Raw genomic sequence first — 18,272 nt, 5'->3', positions numbered from 1 at the left:
AAAACCTTTCTATCGACCTAGTGAGCATCTATTCTTCAATCATGAAATGAAATCGGGCTGCAAACATTCGTATATTGTACCATATTTTTTTCATAGTGAAAGCCGTCTGCTCAAGTCGTATCCAATTTAATAGATACGACCGTGCTTTTTTTAGTACACTCATACTTGGAAGCGATGACACATAGAAAAAGGAGTTATGTTCATTTGAATGCTGTCAATACGATAGGCTGTTTCACGATTGTGGAAAATGATGAAGGAAAAATACTTCTGGTGAAAAGAAAAGATGTTCCTCTCTGGGATTTACCCGGAGGCAGATTGGACAAACATGAACATCCGGAAACATGCGCCATCAGGGAAATGAAAGAAGAAACGGGTTACCACGTGTCCATTGAACGCAAAATAGGAGAATACTACCAGCCCGATTGCCGGGATATGCAGTATATTTATACAGGAAAATTGCTGGGCGGTGAACCGCTGAAAGAAGGGGATGAAACAGCAAAAATCGGCTGGTTTCATCCAAGCCGGCTGCCTTTGTTCATGGTTCCGCATAGAAGAAAACAAATCAATCATTTTAGCAAACAGCCAAGCACACTAATAAAAGAAACTTTAATAACGCCGTATGTCATCAAGCTGCTCAGAAAGAGGGTTTAGAAAAACCCGGCAATTTCTTAAACGAAAAGAGGCTTCACCAAAAGCCTCTTTTTCTGTAAAATCTTTATTCCACCGCTTGAACGATAAGTGCTGTCAAAGCTTCAGCTCCTTTAGGCACAAGGTGTACGCCGTCTGAGGTAAAATATTCGGGGTGCTCAATGGCTTCGCTGTGCCAATCAACCAATGTAACATTCCGGCGGCCTTCTGCCTGCCTGCGCAATGACTCGTTCACCTTTCTCTCCCATTGGCGCGGCACCCGCGTGTTCACGAGATAAATGCGGGCTTTTGAGAAGGCGTTAAGGAGCTCGTCCATTTGGCTGTCTGTGAAATACCCGTTCGTCCCCAGTTCGATAATGACGGATTTGTCCGGCTGGTTAAACGATGCGTATTTTGGCGTTAAATGGAGCGCTTCTGATACCTGCCGCCCCACCTTTCCGTCTATCGTTATATGTGGATATTTGCGGCGAAGGTTTGACGCGATGTCAAGCATGACGGAATCGCCGATGGCCAGCACGTGTTCCCCTGAATCCTTCTCCGCCTTTCCCTCTGTTTGCTGTTGTGATGCCTTCTTTTCTTTATGCGGATGCCCGCTCGAGTTTTTCTTCTGTATCCCGGTTTCTTTTTGATCGTGCGTTGAATTGGTTCCGCCTGTTTGATCAGAGGTCCGGTATGAAGAATCACCTGCTTCTCCTGTGGCCTGGACATGCGGCAGCCGCGGCTGTTTGCTTTCTCCGGCTATTCCGGAAAGCCCTCCCGCAAAAATGATGAAGGCGGCAAACAGCAATCCCAGCGACATTCTGCTGACTGTTGAAGACGTTTTCCATTCCACAATCCTGTTAACAAAAACGCGGCGGAAAAACGGTCGAAAGCCGTCATTCCGAATCGGCTTCTCGATGAACCGATACGAAAGCTCGGCGAGAATCAGTGTTGCGGCAATTTTAAGGGCATCATGCCAATAAACCGGATTGCCAATCTCATGAACAGGCGTGCTCAATACGATGACAGGGTAATGCCAAAGGTAAATGCCGTATGATCTCGTACCAATCCAGCGCAGCGGCTTCCATGAAAGGAGATGACCCAAAAAGCTGCTTGGATGGCTGACGCATGCGATCAAAATGGCGGCGATGATACTGATGAGAAGCATTCCGCCATGATAAAGAAAGGGAGCGTATTCATCAACGAGATAAATGCACAGTATTATGATCATAAAAGCGGCGAGCTCGGTTCCGTGCAATGCCCGCTTCAGCCTGATTGGGAGCCTGTTTGAAGAAAGCCTTTTCATCGGCCACACAAGGGCTAAAGCGCAGCCAATCAAGAGTTCGAAAGAGCGCGTATCTGTTCCGTAGTAGACGCGGCTCGGATCTCCGCCTGGGACGTAAAGCACGCTCATTAATACAGCCGAGCAAAGCGCAAGCAATAAAACCGCTCCCGCCAGCTTGGTTCTTTTTTTACATATGTACATTCCCGCCACCAGAACAATCGGCCATGCGATATAAAACTGCTCTTCAATTGCCAATGACCAAAGGTTTTTTAAAGGCGATGGAGAGCCAAAGCTGTCAAAATAGGATAGATCATGGAAAATAAACCACCAATTGCTGACATACAAGAGAGAGTATGCCGCATCTCCTCGCACCGTATGGAGCAGCTCCTGGTGAAACAATACGACCCATATGACAGTCGCGATGATCATGAGGGATGCGGCCGGCGCCAGGCGCCGCATCCGGCGGATCCAAAAGCCGCGGAAATCCAAGTTAATATCATCTCCATACGCCGGCAATATGATGGATGTAATCAAGTAGCCGGATAAAACAAAAAAGATGTCGACTCCGATGAAGCCTCCGTCGGCCCAATTGAAGTTCAGATGGTATGCGATGACCGCCAGAACGGCAAAAGCCCGAAGTCCGTCCAACCCCGGTATGTAGCGATGATGCTGCGTCTTGTCTAACATGGTATTCCTCCAATAATGTCGCGGTTATTCCCGTTTTTACGTCATCTTTTTCTATTGGTTCCGAGATAATAGACGAAAACGAGATGGCATTTTGTTTCAAAAAGTACGATGAAATGCTAAACTTTTTTCTCCCTGACCGTTCCTCATAGAGCAGGCAGCGCACAGCAAACATCCATGATCCGCGGCATCATGGATGTTTTGCCTTGCTAGCGGATGTAGCGGCTTCCGACGAGCAGTTTTGAAATAACGCCGGTCGGAATTTCAAACTCTGCGACCCCCATATATCCGGGCGCAACTTCATATTCGTCAAACGAAATCACCAATTTATGATCTTCAGTAATGTAAAAGTTTTGGTCAGCGCGAATTTTTTTGAATGGCTCGATTTCATCATCATCAATCCAATAAATTTTATCATGATCTTCCTTCATTTGCTGCTTCATTTGCTCTTTAATGTTTTGGCTGATGACATCGATATAGCGGTCATCTTTAAACAAACTCTTCAGCGTCAGCAGGATTTCGTTCTTTTTGTCGATGGTGATATAGCGCTGCTGAGTGTAGCTGGATGCCTGCGTTTTTTCGATATTCCGGCGAATCGAGATCAAGTCCCTCGTGTCTGTTACTGTCTCATAATCGCTGTAAATGCTGAGATGCCCTTTTTTATGTTTGGAGGTGGCCTCCATAAATTCATTGTAAAGCTTTTGGCTTTCTTTCAAATACTTTTTGTTGACGTTCTCCTCAAGTTCACGATTGGACAGCCCGGACAGTGCCGGTGTTTTCACATCAATGCTCGACTGGTCTTTCTCTTGTTTGATCTCGGTAAACGTGATCGCTTTGACGACTTTGCCGATAACGGGGATTTTCGACATGGCTTGGGCGGCGTCGGGGTTGATGTTGACGGCCGCGGCAAATAACACAGCCGCCGCCACGGCTATTGATGCGGGCCACATCAGGATCTTCCGCTTCCTTTGCGGACGATGCTGAAGGGCTTTTTCGACCATTTCGTCCAGCTCTTTAGGAATGGGCACGTTTTGATACTCTTCTCTTAATTGTTCCAATTTCTTATCCATTACGACAGGTCCTCCTTCGCCAAATGAATGCGCATGAGCTTCAGCCCTCTGTAGAGCCGGGTTTTGGTCGTATTGATGTTTTCCCCGGTGATTTCCGCTATTTCTTCTAATTTCAGATCCTCGAAAAACCGCAGGACGATAATCGTTTTATATGGATGCGGCAATTCTTCAAGGGCTTCATAAAGGTCTGTATCTTGATATGTATCTTCTTTTCCTTTGCTTAGATACTCTATTGTTTGATCATCCATCACTTTTAGTTTCTTTTGCTTTCGGAGAAAGTCGATTGCTGTGCGTACCAGAATTTTATAAAACCAGCTTTTCATGGTTTCGGGATTTCGAAGGGAATCGACAGAAGCCAGCGCTTTGTGGATCGATTCCTGAACAATATCTAGCGCGTCCTCCTGATTTTTCACATAACTGTACGCCAGTCGGTAAACATGTTCTTTCCCGTCAGTTATGAACGCAACAAGCGACGCTTCGGCTGTTTGTTTCTTCATTGCTATAAAGAGCTCCTTTTTCCATAGGCTTTTCCAATATGTATAGACGTGAAAAGGTGGAAAATAGTTTGCGCCATTGACATCTTTTTTTCAGCTTTAGAAAACCAGATGGCAGTTTTGCCGTCTCACGATATTCTTCATTTTTGTTTTGAACCGTTTTATAATGGGTTCCAAGAGGAGGTGGGAATATGGCAATTATCACAATGCCGGATACAAAAGCGACTCATGCAAAGCCTGTGATTGGAAAGGCGATACTTTGCATGGGGCGGACATGATCACCCATCGCCTGAATGAGTTTTTCTGATCGATTGGCTTTGCACCTTATTTTGCGATCAAAAATAAGGAGCTGGCAGACATGGCATATCTCAATGCAGCGGCTATTTTACCCGAAAAGCTGATATCAGAAATTCAACAATATGTTCAAGGAGAAACAATCTATATCCCTAAACCCGTATCCGCCCATCAAAAATGGGGCGCCCGGTCTGGGGCGAGAAAGCTGATTGATGACCGAAATGCTTTGATGAAAAAAGCTTTTAAAAACGGCAGAACGATTGATCAATTGGCTGATGACCATCACCTCTCTGTAGAAACGGTCAAAAAGATTGTGTACTCGAAATAAAAGAAGCGAAGCACTGATCGGTCACGATCGGTGCTTTTCCTATATGGCGAGTTTGTTTCTCAGCCGATTTCTGCCTGTTGATCACGGCTCTCATCATGTATTGTAAAGGTGTGATGATCACAAAGAGAGGAGAGTATGTCATCATGACTGAAGTAAAAAACGGGATATTGAGGGTGCCCGGGGCCAGCCTCTACTACGAGATGCGCGGAACAGGACCTGTCCTGCTTATGATACACGGCGGCAACGGCGATGCTGATTCATACCCGATTGCCGGCCTTTTGTCCGACCGCTATACCGTCGTCACCTATGACCGCCGCGGCCACTCGCGCAGCAGACTTGAAAACCCGAACGAAAGCTGCCGGATTTCCGTGCACAGCGATGACGCCCACCGTCTGCTCGCCAGCCTGACCGATAAACCCGCCTTTGTTTTCGGCTGCAGTTCGGGAGCAGTCATCGGCGTTGATCTGGCCATCCATCATCCTGAACAAATCCGCGGTCTTGTCGCACACGAACCACCGATTCCGCAGCTGTTGTCAGGCAGTGACCGCATCTTGGGAATCAAAAGCTTGAAGAACCTTGAAAACCATTATCAACAAAACGGTTTACCGGCTTTGGAAGAGTTTGCACAAGCAATGGGCATTACGGCATCCGCCCAGCCAAAGCGGCCGGCGGCCCGGATGGAGCAGCTGATGGCCAATATCGATTATTTTATACGATCGGAAGTGCCGGCGCTGAGAGAATACAGGCCTGATCTAAACAGGCTGAGGGCTTCATCAATGGTCGCCGTGCCTGCAGGCGGGATTGATTCAAAGGGATTTCTCCCTTACCGGTATGCGCAAGCGTTGGCTGAGCATGTCGGAACGGGCGTTGCCGATTTTCCCGGCAATCATGTCGGCTGCTCATTATATCCGAAGGAGTTCGCTGAGAAGCTGGATGAAGTTTTGCAAAATCGCTTTGATTGATCACAGAAAGAGCCCAAGAAAAGAATTCTTAGGCTCTTCATCGTGTTTTTAAATAAATCCGCCGTTCACGCGGATCGTCTGGCCTGTGATCCATTGCGATTTTTCGCTGACCAAAAATTCAATCACATTTGCGATGTCTTCCGGTTCACCGATGCGCCCGAGCCCAATCGACTTTTTCAGCCCTTCGATCTGCTCTTCCGTCTTCCCTTCAGTAAACAGCTCAGTGTTGACAGGCCCCGGGGCTACCGCGTTAATCGTAATCTGCTTTGCGGCGAATTCCTTGGCAAGCTGGCGGGTAAACTGTTCAACAGCCCCTTTTGTTCCCGCATAGACGCTGTATGTCGGAAACATTTGCCCCGCGACAGATGTCGAAAAGTTGACGATTCTCCCCTTTTCCTCCATGTATGTCATCGCCTGCTGGCAAGCAAAAAATGTGCCTTTGACGTTAAGATTGAATTGCTTATCAAAGTCTTCTTCTGTGACGTCTTGAATCGGTTTGTAAATGTTCACTCCGGCATTGTTGATCAGGATGTCCACTTTGCCGAAAGCCTCTACTGTTTTGGTAAATAACGATTTCACACCGGCGACCGTGCTGAGGTCAGCCTGGACGGCAACGGCTTCACCGCCCTTTTCCCGAATGCCTTCTACCACTTCTTTTGCCTTTTCCGGGCTGCTTGCATAATTAACGGCGACTTTGATTCCGAGCCCGGCCAGCTGTTCGGCAATCGTCCGGCCGATTCCTCTTGAAGCCCCTGTTACAATTGCTGTTTTTCCTTTTACATCCTGCATGTTTTATCCTCCGCCTCAATGGTTTATTTTAAAAATCCTTTTTCTATCACATTCCAAACCATGTCAAATTCCTGTTCAATCGTATCTCTTTTCCACTCATTTGCATGTGCCGGATGATGGAAGCGTTCTGTTGCGTAAAAGACGGCCTTTGCCAATTGTTCTGAATCGCTTGGATTGACAGGACAGCGGGCAATAAGCTCACTCAATTGCTTGACGATTTGGTCGATGTTTTCGTCGACCAGCTTAGACGATTCATTGGTTACTTTTGCATACATGGCAAACAATTCTTCATCTTTTCCGGCATAATACCGCTTAAGCTCGAACAATTTCTCGATATAAGCTTTCACATGTGCTGCGCCTTTAAGAGAAGAATCGTGATAAACATCGGTAAGCGGCTTCAAAATCTTTTCATTCAGCCACATCTCGGTAGCGGCTTCAAAAATCTCTTTTTTGCTTTTAAAATGGCGGTAAATCGTGCCATGACTGACGTTCAGCGCTTTCGCCACATCTGTGATCGATGTTTTGGCAACGCCAAACCGCCTTAATGTTTCTTCTGTTGCTGTCAGTATTTGTTCCTTGGTTAACACTTCTGAAGAATTCTTCATCATTGTTCGGCTGCTGTATTCGAGCCGTTTGTGCCACCTCCTTGGATTCATCATAGCAAAGAATATTACAAATGACAAATAATTTATTTTGTCATTTGTAATCTCCGCTATGCCGTAAAAAAAACGACTACCGGGATAGTCGTTTTCTAAATGAACAGCTTAGGATTTCTGATTTGTGAGCTGCAAAATCTGATCATACGCATTTATATAAAGGACAGGGTCAGGATCTACACCCTTTTTCTTTGGTACATTAAAATCCGACAGTATGAAATGATGCTTTGGCTGAACGTCATGCTTAGCCAAACAGCTCTTGCAGCAGCATAAAGGACAGCCGTCAATTGCAATGATATCCCGTCCGGATGTTGCTGTTTTAACAAGCGGTTTCACATCACCGCCAACTCCGGCAATGCAGGACATTTCGGCCAATTTTTCCCGATCCATTTTGATGGCGATCATGTTAGCCGTTTGTGCGGCCGAGGAACATCCGGAGCATGAATACACTAAAGGCAAATCAGTTCTTTTCATCGGTTAACTCCTCCCAATTCATTTCTTGATTCTGATCACGGCAAAAACTATCATTCACTTTACACGAAGGGCATAAAGGAAACTGTGAGCTATATCACGTTTTCCAATTCCCGGCCAAATTTAAAAATACTAGCAGAGACTTATATAAATGAAGCTTACATCTATGTACAATAAAAAATATACAGAATGATTGAAAATTGCCGTCTTTTTCATTTTCTTACGTGCAGGTACAGGAAAGTTTTAAACATCATCCAGGTTGTTCAGAATGATCCATTCTTTAGCAAAGGAGAAAAACGAATGAAAATACAGCAAATCGTAGATCTATCAGTATCCCTAAAAGGCGGTATTCCATCTGACCCGCCAGGTTTTATACCTGAAATCGAGTATGCAGACCACAAACAAGGTGCTCAGCAGATGACCCAAAGCTTTCCCGGGCTTTCTCGAAAGGATCTTCCCGGCCAGGAAGGCTGGGCAATAGAAAAAGTGAACATGTCGACGCATGCGGGAACTCATATCGATTCACCTTATCATTACCGCTCTGTTACAGATGACGGCAAACCAATGCCGACTATAGATGAGGTTCCTCTTGATTGGTTTCATGGCCCTGGCGTTAAATTGGATTTTAGACATTTTGAAGATGGACATATCGTCACTGCTGAAGAAATCGAACGAGAACTTAACCGAATCAACCATCAGCTGGTTCCCGGCGATGTTGTGTTTGTGAATACGTCGGCTGGTGCGAAATACGGGGAAAAGGATTACTTAGACAGCGGCTGCGGAATGGGCCGCGAAGCAACGCTCTATTTAACTGAGCGCGGCGTGCGGCTTGTCGGTACTGACGCTTGGAGCTGGGACGCGCCATTCAGTTCAACGGCCAAACGCTACGCGAAAGAAAAAGATCCCGCCATAGTATGGGAAGGACATTTTGCCGGAAGTAAAATTCCTTACTGCCAAATTGAAAAGCTTGCGAATCTTGATCAACTCCCTTCCACCGGTTTTTATGTGATGGCGTTTCCGATAAAAGTCGAAAAAGCCTCGGCCGGATGGGCTCGTCCTGTTGCCATTCTTAGCACTGAGGATTAATTTAAGGAGTGACTTGATCTGCGGCAAAAATAAAATTGGCCGACCTTCAGTGAATGATTGGTGAACAGAAGGAGCTGATTGACCGTTTCCCGGCGGACTTAACACGGGCTTTACTGCGCACGAGACCCAACGAGACAAATCGTTCCTTCAGCAAAAAGAAGATGTCGCCAAGCCCCTTGTCATTGAAAATCCGTCCGGCGACATAATGGAAACGAGCGTTTCCGCTTATCCCCCGGGCGGTAAACCATGGCCGCGGCAATATTTCAGCGATGCCCAGACAATGGGCTATGCCTCTGTCATGACAGATGATGGCCTTTATTTATATGTAAAAGCAAAAATACCTGGGGTTTAGAAACCCTTGGTATTTTATTCAAAAAGAAGACATCCTTTCATTTCGGCTGGGAACTGTCGCATGCGGATGAGGCCGCTTCTGAATGACCCATTCAGCTATCGCGACATTCAGCACAATTGCCCCATAAACGCCTATCGTGTAGCTCACCTCATATATCAAGACGAATCCGCTATGACATACAAAGGTGATCAAATGAATGAACAGATTGGTAAAGCAGAATAAATAACTGCGGATCATCCACTTCCGGTGCTTGTCAAACTGCTTTCGCCTGGCCTGGAATACGGAAACGACCGTAGCCGCCGGCCAATACATGTTTACCAAATTAAAGGCTATGCTCACGATTCTCCCGCCCGTGGAATGGGGCGCCATATAGCCTGACGACAGCGTCACAATCATCACGCAAACGACATAGATGTAGCCGTTAAACCGGTGAAACTTGCGGCTGCTTGTCAGTCGTTTTCCAGAGAAATTGACAGCTCCGCTCAGCATTGCCAAACAGGCGGCAATCACGTGGACGTACATGACGCCAAGCCAGACCGGGAGATAAAACGAGTCGCGCAGATTTGTTTTATGGCTTAAAAAGGCTGTTGAATTCGGATCATAAATGAAATTTTTAAACACGGTATACAGTATATATATCATGATCAGCATTGCCGAACATATCGTGACTCTTTTTTTACTCAGCTTTTGTTCCTCCCTTGAAGCTGTGTTCTGACTAATAGGCAACTCGTATTGGCAAACCGCATCGGTCAGCCCGAACCGTCGAGTCCCTTTTTTAGGATACACCAATTGAGTTAGGATGCAACGGCGAAAAAGTTACAATTTTCCTCCATACTTCATTCCCGTCCGCATAGTTTTGCTCACTGAGATGAAGATGAAAAAACGCGAAAAGCGTGAACAAATCCATCCGATACCACTGCTCCTCTCTCTATGATCAGCAAAAAATAAATTCGGTTTATGAATCCCCTTTCATTTCATTCTGTCATAAATCCCTTCAAATTTTAGTGTTATAATAGAAGATAAAACATACGGGAGCTAGGTTAACATAATAAAGAAATTTAATTGGAGGCACACTGAAATTGACAGACGACATAACAAGAGACAGTGGTCGGCATGACCAAAAACTGTCCAGAGGTTTATCAAACAGGCATGTACAACTGATGGCCATCGGCGGGGCAATCGGAACAGGGCTGTTTCTCGGCTCGGGAAAATCGATCCATTTTGCCGGACCGTCGATATTATTTGCTTACTTGATCACAGGAATCATTTGCTTTTTAATTATGCGTTCGCTTGGAGAATTGCTCTTGAGCAATTTGAAATACCACTCTTTTGTTGACTTTGTAAGAGAATACTTAGGCGATACGGCGGCTTTTATCACCGGGTGGACCTACTGGTTTTGCTGGATTTCACTCGCGATGGCCGACTTGACGGCAGTAGGAGTCTATACCCAGTACTGGTTTCCGAACATCCCGCAGTGGCTGCCCGGCTTTATCGCCCTGATTATTTTGCTGATCATGAACCTGGCGACCGTAAAACTTTTTGGAGAAATGGAATTTTGGTTCGCGCTCATCAAAGTCATCGCGATCCTGGCCCTGATTGCGATCGGTCTTTTTATGATTATAAGCGGCTTTTCGACGCATTCAGGTGCTGCAAGCTTCGCAAATCTTTGGAGCCACGGCGGCATGTTTCCAAATGGACTGCACGGGTTTCTCCTTTCGTTCCAGATGGTTGTCTTTGCATTTGTAGGGATTGAACTTGTAGGACTGACAGCAGGCGAAACCAAAAACCCGGTGAAAGTGATTCCTAAAGCAATCAACAATATCCCGATCAGGGTTTTGCTTTTCTATATCGGCGCTCTATTTGTGATTATGTGCATCTATCCGTGGGACGTCATCAATCCTAGCGAAAGCCCGTTTGTCCAAGTTTTCGCAGCGGTCGGGATTGTTGCCGCTGCCACCATCATCAATTTTGTCGTACTGACATCGGCGGCTTCAGCTAGCAACAGCGCCATATTCAGTACAAGCCGGATGGTATATTCGCTGGCTAAAGAAGATAATGCGCCCGGGTCAATGACAAAATTGACTTCCCGTAAAGTACCGAGCAATGCATTGTTCTTTTCAGCCGTCGTGATTCTTATTGGCGTTTCTTTAAACTATATCATGCCAGAGGAAGTATTCACGCTGATCACCAGTATTTCTACCATATGTTTCATTTTCATATGGGGAATTACAGTTATTTGCCATTTGAAATACCGCAGAACAAGACCGGATTTGGCGAAATCGAACACATTTAAGATGCCGCTTTATCCATTTACTAATTACCTGATTCTTGCTTTCCTGGCGTTCATTTTGATTGTGCTTGGACTGGCGACAGATACCCGTGTTTCCTTATTTGTCACCCCGATATGGTTTATTTTGCTGATTGTGATTTATAAGATGCGGAAAAGAAAGGAACATCAAGTGCATTAACAAAGAGCACATTTTAAAGCCTTGAGAGAAAAACTGTTTTCTCTCAAGGCTTTTATATTTTTTCGAAAAACACAACCTGACAACAGCTGGAACCTCTATTTTCCATATTCGTATAAAAAAGCGGAGGTGGAAAAGTGAAACAGAAAAAAAGAGAGCGGCTTGCAAATTTGTTTAATGTATTGGGCGAAAGAAATCATATCAATGCGGCGGTATTAGTTGCGGAGGACGGCGACATTATCTATCAAAACTCCTTCGGTTATGCAAACCTGCCGGAAAAACGTTTATTACAGGATCATTCATTATTTGAATTAGCATCTCTATCGAAGCCCTTTACTGCCTTGGGGGTCCTTCAATTAGCACAGCAAGGGGCAGTGAATGTCGAAGATGAAGTAGAGCGGTGGATTCCGGGATTTCCCTATCAAGGTGTAACGATTCACCATTTATTGACGCATACGTCAGGCCTGCCTGATTATATGGAATGGTTTCACAAATATTGGGATCATAGCAGGATCGCCGTAAACCAGGATATTGTTGATATGCTGATGAATCATCAGCCGCCAGGCTATTTTGCCCCGGGTGAAGGCTGGCTGTACAGCAATACAGGATACGTACTATTGGCGGTTATTATTGAAAAAGCATCCGGCCTGAGTTTTCCGGACTTCATGAAAAAAAACATCTTCGGTCCGGTGAATATGCAGAGCACAAGGGTGTACAACAGAAGGCTTCAGCCTGAAACCATTGACGATTATGCGTTTGGATATGTGTATGATATCCATAAAGGACAGTATATTCTGCCTGATGAACTTGAAGAAACCGAATATGTCTACTACCTTGATGGGATACAAGGGGACGGAACCGTAAACTCAACCATTCGGGATTTATATGTGTTCGACCAGGCTTTATATACAGACAGCTTGATCATTCAAGCTTCCAAAGAGCTTGCATTTTCTCCCGTACGTCTGAAAAACGGAGAGACCGTAGATTACGGGTGCGGCTGGTTGCTTCAGAACAGTCCTGAAAAAGGGCGGATCGTCAGTCACAGCGGAGGCTGGCCCGGCTATTCGACTAAAATGATCCGATATATCGATCAACAGAAAACGTTCATTTACTTGAGCAATGTGGAACAGAATGATGAATATGAACAGGCCATTTTTGAAGCCGTGGACAATATCCTGTTTGATCAGGCTTACGTCATACCTGAGCGTCCTGCAGATAAAAAGAAAAAAGAGATCGATCCGGCCATTTACAGCCGGTATATCGGCAGCTATTCATTTCCAGATGGAACCATCGCTTATGTAACGGTTGAAAATGAACGGCTTTATATACAAATCACCGGACAAGCTCGTTTTGAGATATTTCCATCCTCGGACACACGTTTTTTTCTCCGGTCATTGTCTGTTGAAATAGAATTTATTTTGGAAGGTGGAACTGTCACTCGCTTTACCATATACCAGAATGGGGCAGTGGAAGAAGTGATGCGGATATTTGAGGAATGACCAACCGGAGAAATTGGAATTTTAGCGGGGACAGGTCCAAAACCGCTCTCCCTATTTTCAGAACAGGTGATGTTCTGCTGCCAGAAACTTTTATAGCGATATGAAAATAAGGGCTTCATCATGAGAAGCCCTCTTTTATTTAGAAAATCAATTGTTTGTAGCTTTTTTCCCGCCATCAAGGTCGGTTCGGATTATTTCCATTGGGCAATTTTAGCGACCGGAAGACGGTATGAAGCATATCCTTCGTCAGCAGCTTTTCCAATCGACAGAAGCATGACCGGTACATAGCGCTCTTTTTCCAAACCGAAGGCTTCAGCAATGTTTTCTTTGTCATAGCCGCCAATCGGGTTTGTGTCGTAGCCGTGTGCGCGGGCTGTCAGCATAAGCTGCATGGAGACAAGGCCGGCGTCAATCAGAATGGTTTCCCGGTTTACTTGGGCCGGAAGTTTTTCAAAATGCGCCGTCAAAGCTTTTATTTGTCTGTCTTTTACTTCTTGCGGCATGTAGCCAAGTTCAACGGCTTTTGAATAAATCTCTTCTAAATAATCTGCATTGTTCATGTCAGCAAATACAGCAATCACGGCAGATGAAGTAGCGACCTGTGTTTGGTTAAATTGAGCAAGCCCCGCGAGCTTTTCTTTGCCTTCCGGGCTGTCGATGACAAGAAAACGCCATGGCTGCGCATTGACTGAAGATGGCGCTGTCGTCGCTTCCTCTAATATTTCGGCCATTTCTTCCTTGCTGATTTTGACTGCCGGATCATAGTTGCGTATGGACCGGCGCCCTTTCATGATTTCCATAAAATCGTTTGTTTTTAATGCAGTTCCCATGTATAAACACTCCTCTTACGCTTTCATATTGTCTATATTTTTCTGCATCTGTGACAGCACATTCTTAAGCATACTGCATTCTTCTGCGCTGACACCGGCGAGCATTTCCTTTATGAAACGCTCCTTTTCTTTTTTGGAAGATTCGATTCGCGCCCGTCCCCGATCGGTCAAGCGAACAAGTATGATACGGTTGTCTTCAGGCTTCCTTCTTCTTGATACCATTCCTTTGGCTTCAAGCTGTTTCAAGTGTCTTGTGACGGCTGCGCCATCGAGATTCACCTTTTTTTGAAGGTCGCTTTGACTGATTTCATCTACGTGGAAGAGCAATGCGAGCAACTCCAGGCGAGATTGGCTGATGCCGGTGCATGCCTCAAACTTCGTGCCGATCACTTTGTTTAAGCATTGCAGCTGATATAAAATCTCGGCTTCTTGTGAACAACGCGTTGTCAAAACCCATCCCTTCTTTCTATTGAACAATTAATTGATGCATCAATTATTGATATATCAATAATATACAATCGGTTTTCTGTTTTTGCAAATGGTTTGCTTTTATTTTGGAACCTCTTCATACGGCAACAATGCAAAGGAGCCAAAGCCCTTGCATCTCTTCATGCGGCCGTTAGAACTGAACCTTCACGGTGTGAGCCAAAGTTTTATCTGTGATCAAAAGCAATCAGAACGATCGGAAATGACCTGATATCAAGACACTCCGGTATCAGACTCATTCACCGAATGTAGCACCAGTTCAACAAAAGCCTCTACAGCCGGCAGCTGCCATTTTTTCTTTTTGATTAACAAATGGGAATAAAGCGGATCAAGCTCTTCGGAATGGCAAAGGATTTTCAGCTTACCGCTCTCCACTTCTTCTTTGACTGTCATATAGGGTAAAACAGCAAATCCAAGTCCGCTCATAACCATTTGTTTAATCGCTTCGATACTCCATAACTCCATTGTTTGAAAGTGACGGATGTCATGCTTGATAAGATACCGTTCAAACATGGACCGATAGCTGCAGCCTTCTTCATTTGTGATAAAAAAATGTTTGCTGTTCTGTTTTTTATATTCATCAAAATGATCCGGTCCATCATGACTTCCTACAAGGACAATCTTCTCCTCGGTTAAAGTATAGTGAATGCACTTTTCTGGTTTTATTTCCGGATAGACCATAAAAGCGATATCGACACGTCCGCTTAACAGGTCAACCTGGTTTTGTCCGCATGTTCCGTTGCTTAATACGATGTTCACATAAGGATATCTCAATGAAAATTCCCTGATGATTGGTCCAAGTCTGGAAATGGTTAATGACTCGGGTGCAGCCACTTTTAATGCGCCCTTGATCTCTTGAGCGCTTTTCATATTCTTAATCTGATCGTGAGCAGAAAGCAAATCTTCCGCTAAAGGGATTAATTCCCTGCCTAAATGAGTCAGCTTTAAATTCCTTCTTTCATACGTAAATAACGCGCCGCCGATCTCATGCTCAAGCGCCTGGATATGAGTGGTTATCGTGGATTGCGTATAGCCCAGCTTAGCAGCAGCTCCTGTATAGCTGCCCATTTCGACAATGGCCTGAAACGTGATAAGATGTCTAATTTCCATGCAATTTCTCCTCAAATGTATGATGTATCGAAAAAATCGATAATGCTTTTTTATATTTCAATTTTATTTATAGATATCATTATCATACAATAAAAGCTGCCCACTATGACATAAGCAAATGAAGGTGATTCAATGAGTATCATAGCTTTTCTTTCGTATGTGATTTTAACATCAATTACGCCTGGTCCAAGCAACATCTTAATGATGAATGAAGCGCAGAGGTTCGGCTTTATCGGTTCATGGCGTTTCAATAGCGGCATTTTGTCGGGGTTTGCGGTGCTTGGGATTTTCAGCGGGGTATTTACGATTGGTCTATACAATTGGATTCCTGTTGCAGAGCCTTACTTTAAAATAGCCGGTGCGGTATATCTGCTTTATTTGGCCCGGCAAATCGGTTTATCTAAAAGGTCAAAGAATGATTCTGGACATGTCCATTCTTCCTTCTTATCAGGATTCATATTTCAAATAATAAATATCAAGAGCATTTTGTTCTTCTTAACATTGATGAGTGCTTTTATATTGCCGTTTCATCATTCTATGAAATCGATTATTTTTTATTTAGCGTTAGCCATTTTTCTGGGCTGGCTGGCGCTGCTTTTATGGTCGGGGTTCGGCGCTGTTTTTAAAAAGCTGTTTGCGAAGCATGATCAGGCATTTCGGGTCATCATGTGCTTGCTGCTCATTTACTCTGCGGTAAGTATTTTTCTATAAACCTTCTTTTAAGCCCCTTTGCCTTTTCAGTAATCAGCCTGGCAAACAGGATTTCAAATGTATGCAGTCGAATTTCTTTACATTGTATAGAGGAGGAAACGTACATGATCAAACGACTTGACCATTTTGTGTTAACCGTGAAAAACCTTCAGGAAACGATAAACTTTTACACATGTGTTTTGGGAATGGAAGAAGAAACGTTTGGTTCAGGCCGAAAAGCATTGCGTTTCGGCAATCAAAAAATAAATTTGCATGAGGCCGGCAATGAATTCGATCCCAAAGCAAAACACCCGTTGCCTGGATCTGCGGATTTGTGCTTTATTTCTGACGAAACGATAGATCATATCATCGGGCATCTAAGAAAAAACAACGTCAGCATTGAGGAAGGGCCTGTCAGAAGAACCGGTGCGCTCGGCCCGATTGTATCTGTTTATATGAGAGATCCAGATCAGAACCTCATTGAAATATCACAGTATCTGTAGAAAGAAAATGCTCCCGCTTCATTCTTCGTTTAACAGACCTTTCGCCGCGATTTTAGACAGCAAAAAATACCAAGGGTTCAAAACCCTTGGTATTTCTGTGATGCGGCGGTTTCGTCCACTATATTACGCAATACGTCTTTTTCGCATCAAACTCATCATATAACCGCCAAGCCCGCCTATAACAGCAGGAAGGAGCCAGCCTAAACCTATGCTGTAGAATGGAAGAAAATGAGTGAAGACATCATGAATGACTTCGACTTTTATTCCTCCGGCATTTAAGCCATCAAACAAGCTCACGATAAATGTTAAGATTAAGCTGCCTTGATAGACCTCTGACCTGCCTTTAAAGGCTGAATGCAAAAATGTTAGAAACATTAACGTAATCGCGATTGGATACATCGTCATTAAAACCGGGAGTGAAATGTTAATCAGCTGTGTCAGTCCTAAATTAGCAACCACTGCACTAAATATGGACAACGCAATCGCCAGATTTCTGTAAGAAACCCCCGGAAACAATTGATGAAAAAATGAAGCGCAGGCAGTGATAAGCCCCACACTTGTGGTCAAACACGCCACGGTAATCATTAATCCTAATAAGATCGCGCCATAAGAACCAAAATAATATTCTGACACTTTCGCCAACACTTCAGCCCCATTTTCAAACCGGCCTAATTTTTCAACGCTCGAGGCACCCATATAAGCAAGCGCAGAATAAAGAAAGGCTAAGAGTGTCGCAGCGATAATTGCTGCTTTTACGCAAACAGCCAAGACTTGTTTTCTATCTGTAGTACCTTTTTCTTTAATAGCCTTCACAATAATAATCCCAAACACAAATGCCACAAGCGCATCCAATGTTAAATAGCCTTCTTGAAACCCTTTAAAAAATTCATGTGCCGAATACTCTTTTGAAGGCGATTGAAAAGAACCGATTGGGTTGAAAATTGCTACAATTACAAGTATTCCTATAAAAGTCAATTTAATCGGCGTTAACACTTTTCCGACAATATCAACGATTTTGGCGGGATTAAGTGAAAGTAAACATGCAATTGTATAAAATATAACCGTAAATATAATTAAAGGGACATGTCCCGGATCATGAGATAAAAAAGGTTTAACCCCAATCTCAAACGACACACTCCCCGATCTCGGTATCGCAAAAAAAGGACCGATCGCCAGATACAGAACGACGGTAAACACCAGCCCGAATAATGGATGCACACGGCCCGCTAAAGATTGAAGATCATTTTTTCCCGAAAACACAAACGCTGTAATGCCGAGCAGCGGCAATCCAACTCCAGTGACTAAAAAGCCTGCATTAGCCGTCCATAAATTTGTTCCGGCTAATTGACCAAGCATCGGTGGGAAAATTAAATTTCCTGCTCCGAAAAATAGCGCGAATAACATTAGACCTATAATAATTACAAAAGATAACGGAATTTTTTGTCCCACTAGTAATCCTCCGATGTGTAAATAATATCTGTAATGTTAGCTATGTAGTATATAGAATGCAGTTATTACATATTAAAATTCCACTCCTGCTTTTTCTTTATTACCCTCGGCCCAGAAAATCAGAGGTTCATTAACTAACTCA

19 protein-coding genes are annotated in these 18,272 nt (G+C 44.3%); 8 read left to right on the top strand and 11 right to left on the bottom strand.

Features of this window, described 5'->3' with window-relative positions:
• The first annotated feature begins 204 nt into the window (after positions 1–204).
• On the top strand, positions 205–651 hold the full coding sequence (locus R5H20_RS03420; RefSeq protein ID WP_006638839.1) for an NUDIX hydrolase: 447 nt from the start codon (positions 205–207) through the stop codon (positions 649–651).
• A gap of 64 nt (positions 652–715) precedes the next feature.
• On the opposite strand, the gene R5H20_RS03415 is transcribed toward R5H20_RS03420, so the two are convergent.
• The 3 genes from R5H20_RS03415 to R5H20_RS03405 form a co-directional block, all read right to left on the bottom strand.
• Complete coding sequence (locus R5H20_RS03415; RefSeq protein WP_006638838.1) at positions 716–2,599, bottom strand: acyltransferase family protein; 1,884 nt, start codon at positions 2,597–2,599, stop codon at positions 716–718.
• A 206-nt stretch (positions 2,600–2,805) separates the two neighbouring features.
• Complete coding sequence (gene rsiV / locus R5H20_RS03410) at positions 2,806–3,666, bottom strand: anti-sigma-V factor RsiV (RefSeq protein ID WP_006638837.1); 861 nt, start codon at positions 3,664–3,666, stop codon at positions 2,806–2,808.
• Positions 3,666–4,163, bottom strand: a complete 498-nt coding sequence (locus R5H20_RS03405; protein WP_006638836.1) for an RNA polymerase sigma factor SigV — start codon at positions 4,161–4,163, stop codon at positions 3,666–3,668. Before R5H20_RS03405 ends, rsiV begins: the two co-directional genes overlap by 1 nt.
• A gap of 355 nt (positions 4,164–4,518) precedes the next feature.
• Between R5H20_RS03405 and R5H20_RS03400 the strand changes: the two genes are divergently transcribed.
• Both R5H20_RS03400 and R5H20_RS03395 read left to right on the top strand, forming a co-directional pair.
• Entirely contained in the window at positions 4,519–4,782 is a 264-nt protein-coding gene (locus tag R5H20_RS03400) for a CD3324 family protein (RefSeq protein ID WP_006638835.1), read from the top strand.
• Between the two features lie 143 nt (positions 4,783–4,925).
• A complete protein-coding gene (locus R5H20_RS03395) occupies positions 4,926–5,744 on the top strand; it encodes an alpha/beta fold hydrolase (protein WP_006638834.1) in 819 nt (272 codons plus the stop codon).
• Positions 5,745–5,792: 48 nt separating this feature from the next.
• On the opposite strand, the gene R5H20_RS03390 is transcribed toward R5H20_RS03395, so the two are convergent.
• The 3 genes from R5H20_RS03390 to R5H20_RS03380 all read right to left on the bottom strand — a co-directional run bounded on the left by R5H20_RS03390 (position 5,793) and on the right by R5H20_RS03380 (position 7,663).
• Positions 5,793–6,533, bottom strand: a complete 741-nt coding sequence (locus tag R5H20_RS03390; RefSeq protein ID WP_006638833.1) for an SDR family oxidoreductase — start codon at positions 6,531–6,533, stop codon at positions 5,793–5,795.
• A 23-nt stretch (positions 6,534–6,556) separates the two neighbouring features.
• Positions 6,557–7,138: a TetR/AcrR family transcriptional regulator gene (locus R5H20_RS03385; RefSeq protein WP_006638832.1), complete on the bottom strand. Its 582-nt coding sequence runs from the start codon at positions 7,136–7,138 to the stop codon at positions 6,557–6,559.
• A 159-nt stretch (positions 7,139–7,297) separates the two neighbouring features.
• Positions 7,298–7,663, bottom strand: a complete 366-nt coding sequence (locus tag R5H20_RS03380) for a putative zinc-binding protein (RefSeq protein ID WP_006638831.1) — start codon at positions 7,661–7,663, stop codon at positions 7,298–7,300.
• Between the two features lie 297 nt (positions 7,664–7,960).
• On the opposite strand from R5H20_RS03380, the gene R5H20_RS03375 reads away from it, so the two are divergent.
• The gene (locus R5H20_RS03375) at positions 7,961–8,746 is read left to right on the top strand and encodes a cyclase family protein (RefSeq protein WP_006638830.1); all 786 of its coding nucleotides are present in this window, start codon (positions 7,961–7,963) and stop codon (positions 8,744–8,746) included.
• A gap of 370 nt (positions 8,747–9,116) precedes the next feature.
• Here R5H20_RS03375 and R5H20_RS03370 read toward each other — a convergent pair whose 3' ends face one another.
• On the bottom strand, positions 9,117–9,749 hold the full coding sequence (locus R5H20_RS03370) for a DUF2306 domain-containing protein (RefSeq protein ID WP_006638829.1): 633 nt from the start codon (positions 9,747–9,749) through the stop codon (positions 9,117–9,119).
• Between the two features lie 428 nt (positions 9,750–10,177).
• Here R5H20_RS03370 and R5H20_RS03365 point away from each other — a divergent pair, with 428 nt between their 5' ends.
• On the top strand, positions 10,178–11,566 hold the full coding sequence (locus R5H20_RS03365) for an amino acid permease (RefSeq protein WP_006638828.1): 1,389 nt from the start codon (positions 10,178–10,180) through the stop codon (positions 11,564–11,566).
• A gap of 134 nt (positions 11,567–11,700) precedes the next feature.
• Positions 11,701–13,062: a serine hydrolase gene (locus R5H20_RS03360; RefSeq protein WP_006638827.1), complete on the top strand. Its 1,362-nt coding sequence runs from the start codon at positions 11,701–11,703 to the stop codon at positions 13,060–13,062.
• 191 nt (positions 13,063–13,253) lie between these two features.
• Here R5H20_RS03360 and R5H20_RS03355 read toward each other — a convergent pair whose 3' ends face one another.
• From R5H20_RS03355 to R5H20_RS03345, 3 genes are all read right to left on the bottom strand, one after another.
• Complete coding sequence (locus R5H20_RS03355; protein WP_006638826.1) at positions 13,254–13,892, bottom strand: nitroreductase family protein; 639 nt, start codon at positions 13,890–13,892, stop codon at positions 13,254–13,256.
• 15 nt (positions 13,893–13,907) lie between these two features.
• Positions 13,908–14,369 carry a MarR family transcriptional regulator gene (locus tag R5H20_RS03350; protein WP_373870236.1) on the bottom strand — a complete coding sequence of 154 codons (462 nt, stop codon included), beginning with the start codon at positions 14,367–14,369 and terminating at the stop codon, positions 13,908–13,910.
• 222 nt (positions 14,370–14,591) lie between these two features.
• Positions 14,592–15,488 carry a LysR family transcriptional regulator gene (locus R5H20_RS03345; protein ID WP_006638824.1) on the bottom strand — a complete coding sequence of 299 codons (897 nt, stop codon included), beginning with the start codon at positions 15,486–15,488 and terminating at the stop codon, positions 14,592–14,594.
• A 132-nt stretch (positions 15,489–15,620) separates the two neighbouring features.
• Here R5H20_RS03345 and R5H20_RS03340 point away from each other — a divergent pair, with 132 nt between their 5' ends.
• Both R5H20_RS03340 and R5H20_RS03335 read left to right on the top strand, forming a co-directional pair.
• A complete protein-coding gene (locus R5H20_RS03340) occupies positions 15,621–16,199 on the top strand; it encodes a LysE family translocator (RefSeq protein WP_006638823.1) in 579 nt (192 codons plus the stop codon).
• 104 nt (positions 16,200–16,303) lie between these two features.
• Positions 16,304–16,681, top strand: coding sequence for a VOC family protein (locus R5H20_RS03335; protein WP_006638822.1), 378 nt, complete (start codon positions 16,304–16,306; stop codon positions 16,679–16,681).
• 123 nt (positions 16,682–16,804) lie between these two features.
• On the opposite strand, the gene brnQ is transcribed toward R5H20_RS03335, so the two are convergent.
• Positions 16,805–18,085 (bottom strand): branched-chain amino acid transport system II carrier protein, encoded by a 1,281-nt coding sequence (gene brnQ / locus R5H20_RS03330; RefSeq protein ID WP_206702659.1) that lies wholly within the window; start codon positions 18,083–18,085, stop codon positions 16,805–16,807.
• Positions 18,086–18,272: the final 187 nt, after the last annotated feature.

This window comes from Bacillus sp. KICET-3, from assembly GCF_033261025.1.
In the GTDB taxonomy this organism is placed as follows: Bacteria; Bacillota; Bacilli; order Bacillales; family Bacillaceae; genus Bacillus; species Bacillus sonorensis.
The sequence above is the reverse complement of the archived record's forward strand: the minus strand, read 5'-3'. Positions and strand labels throughout refer to the sequence as shown.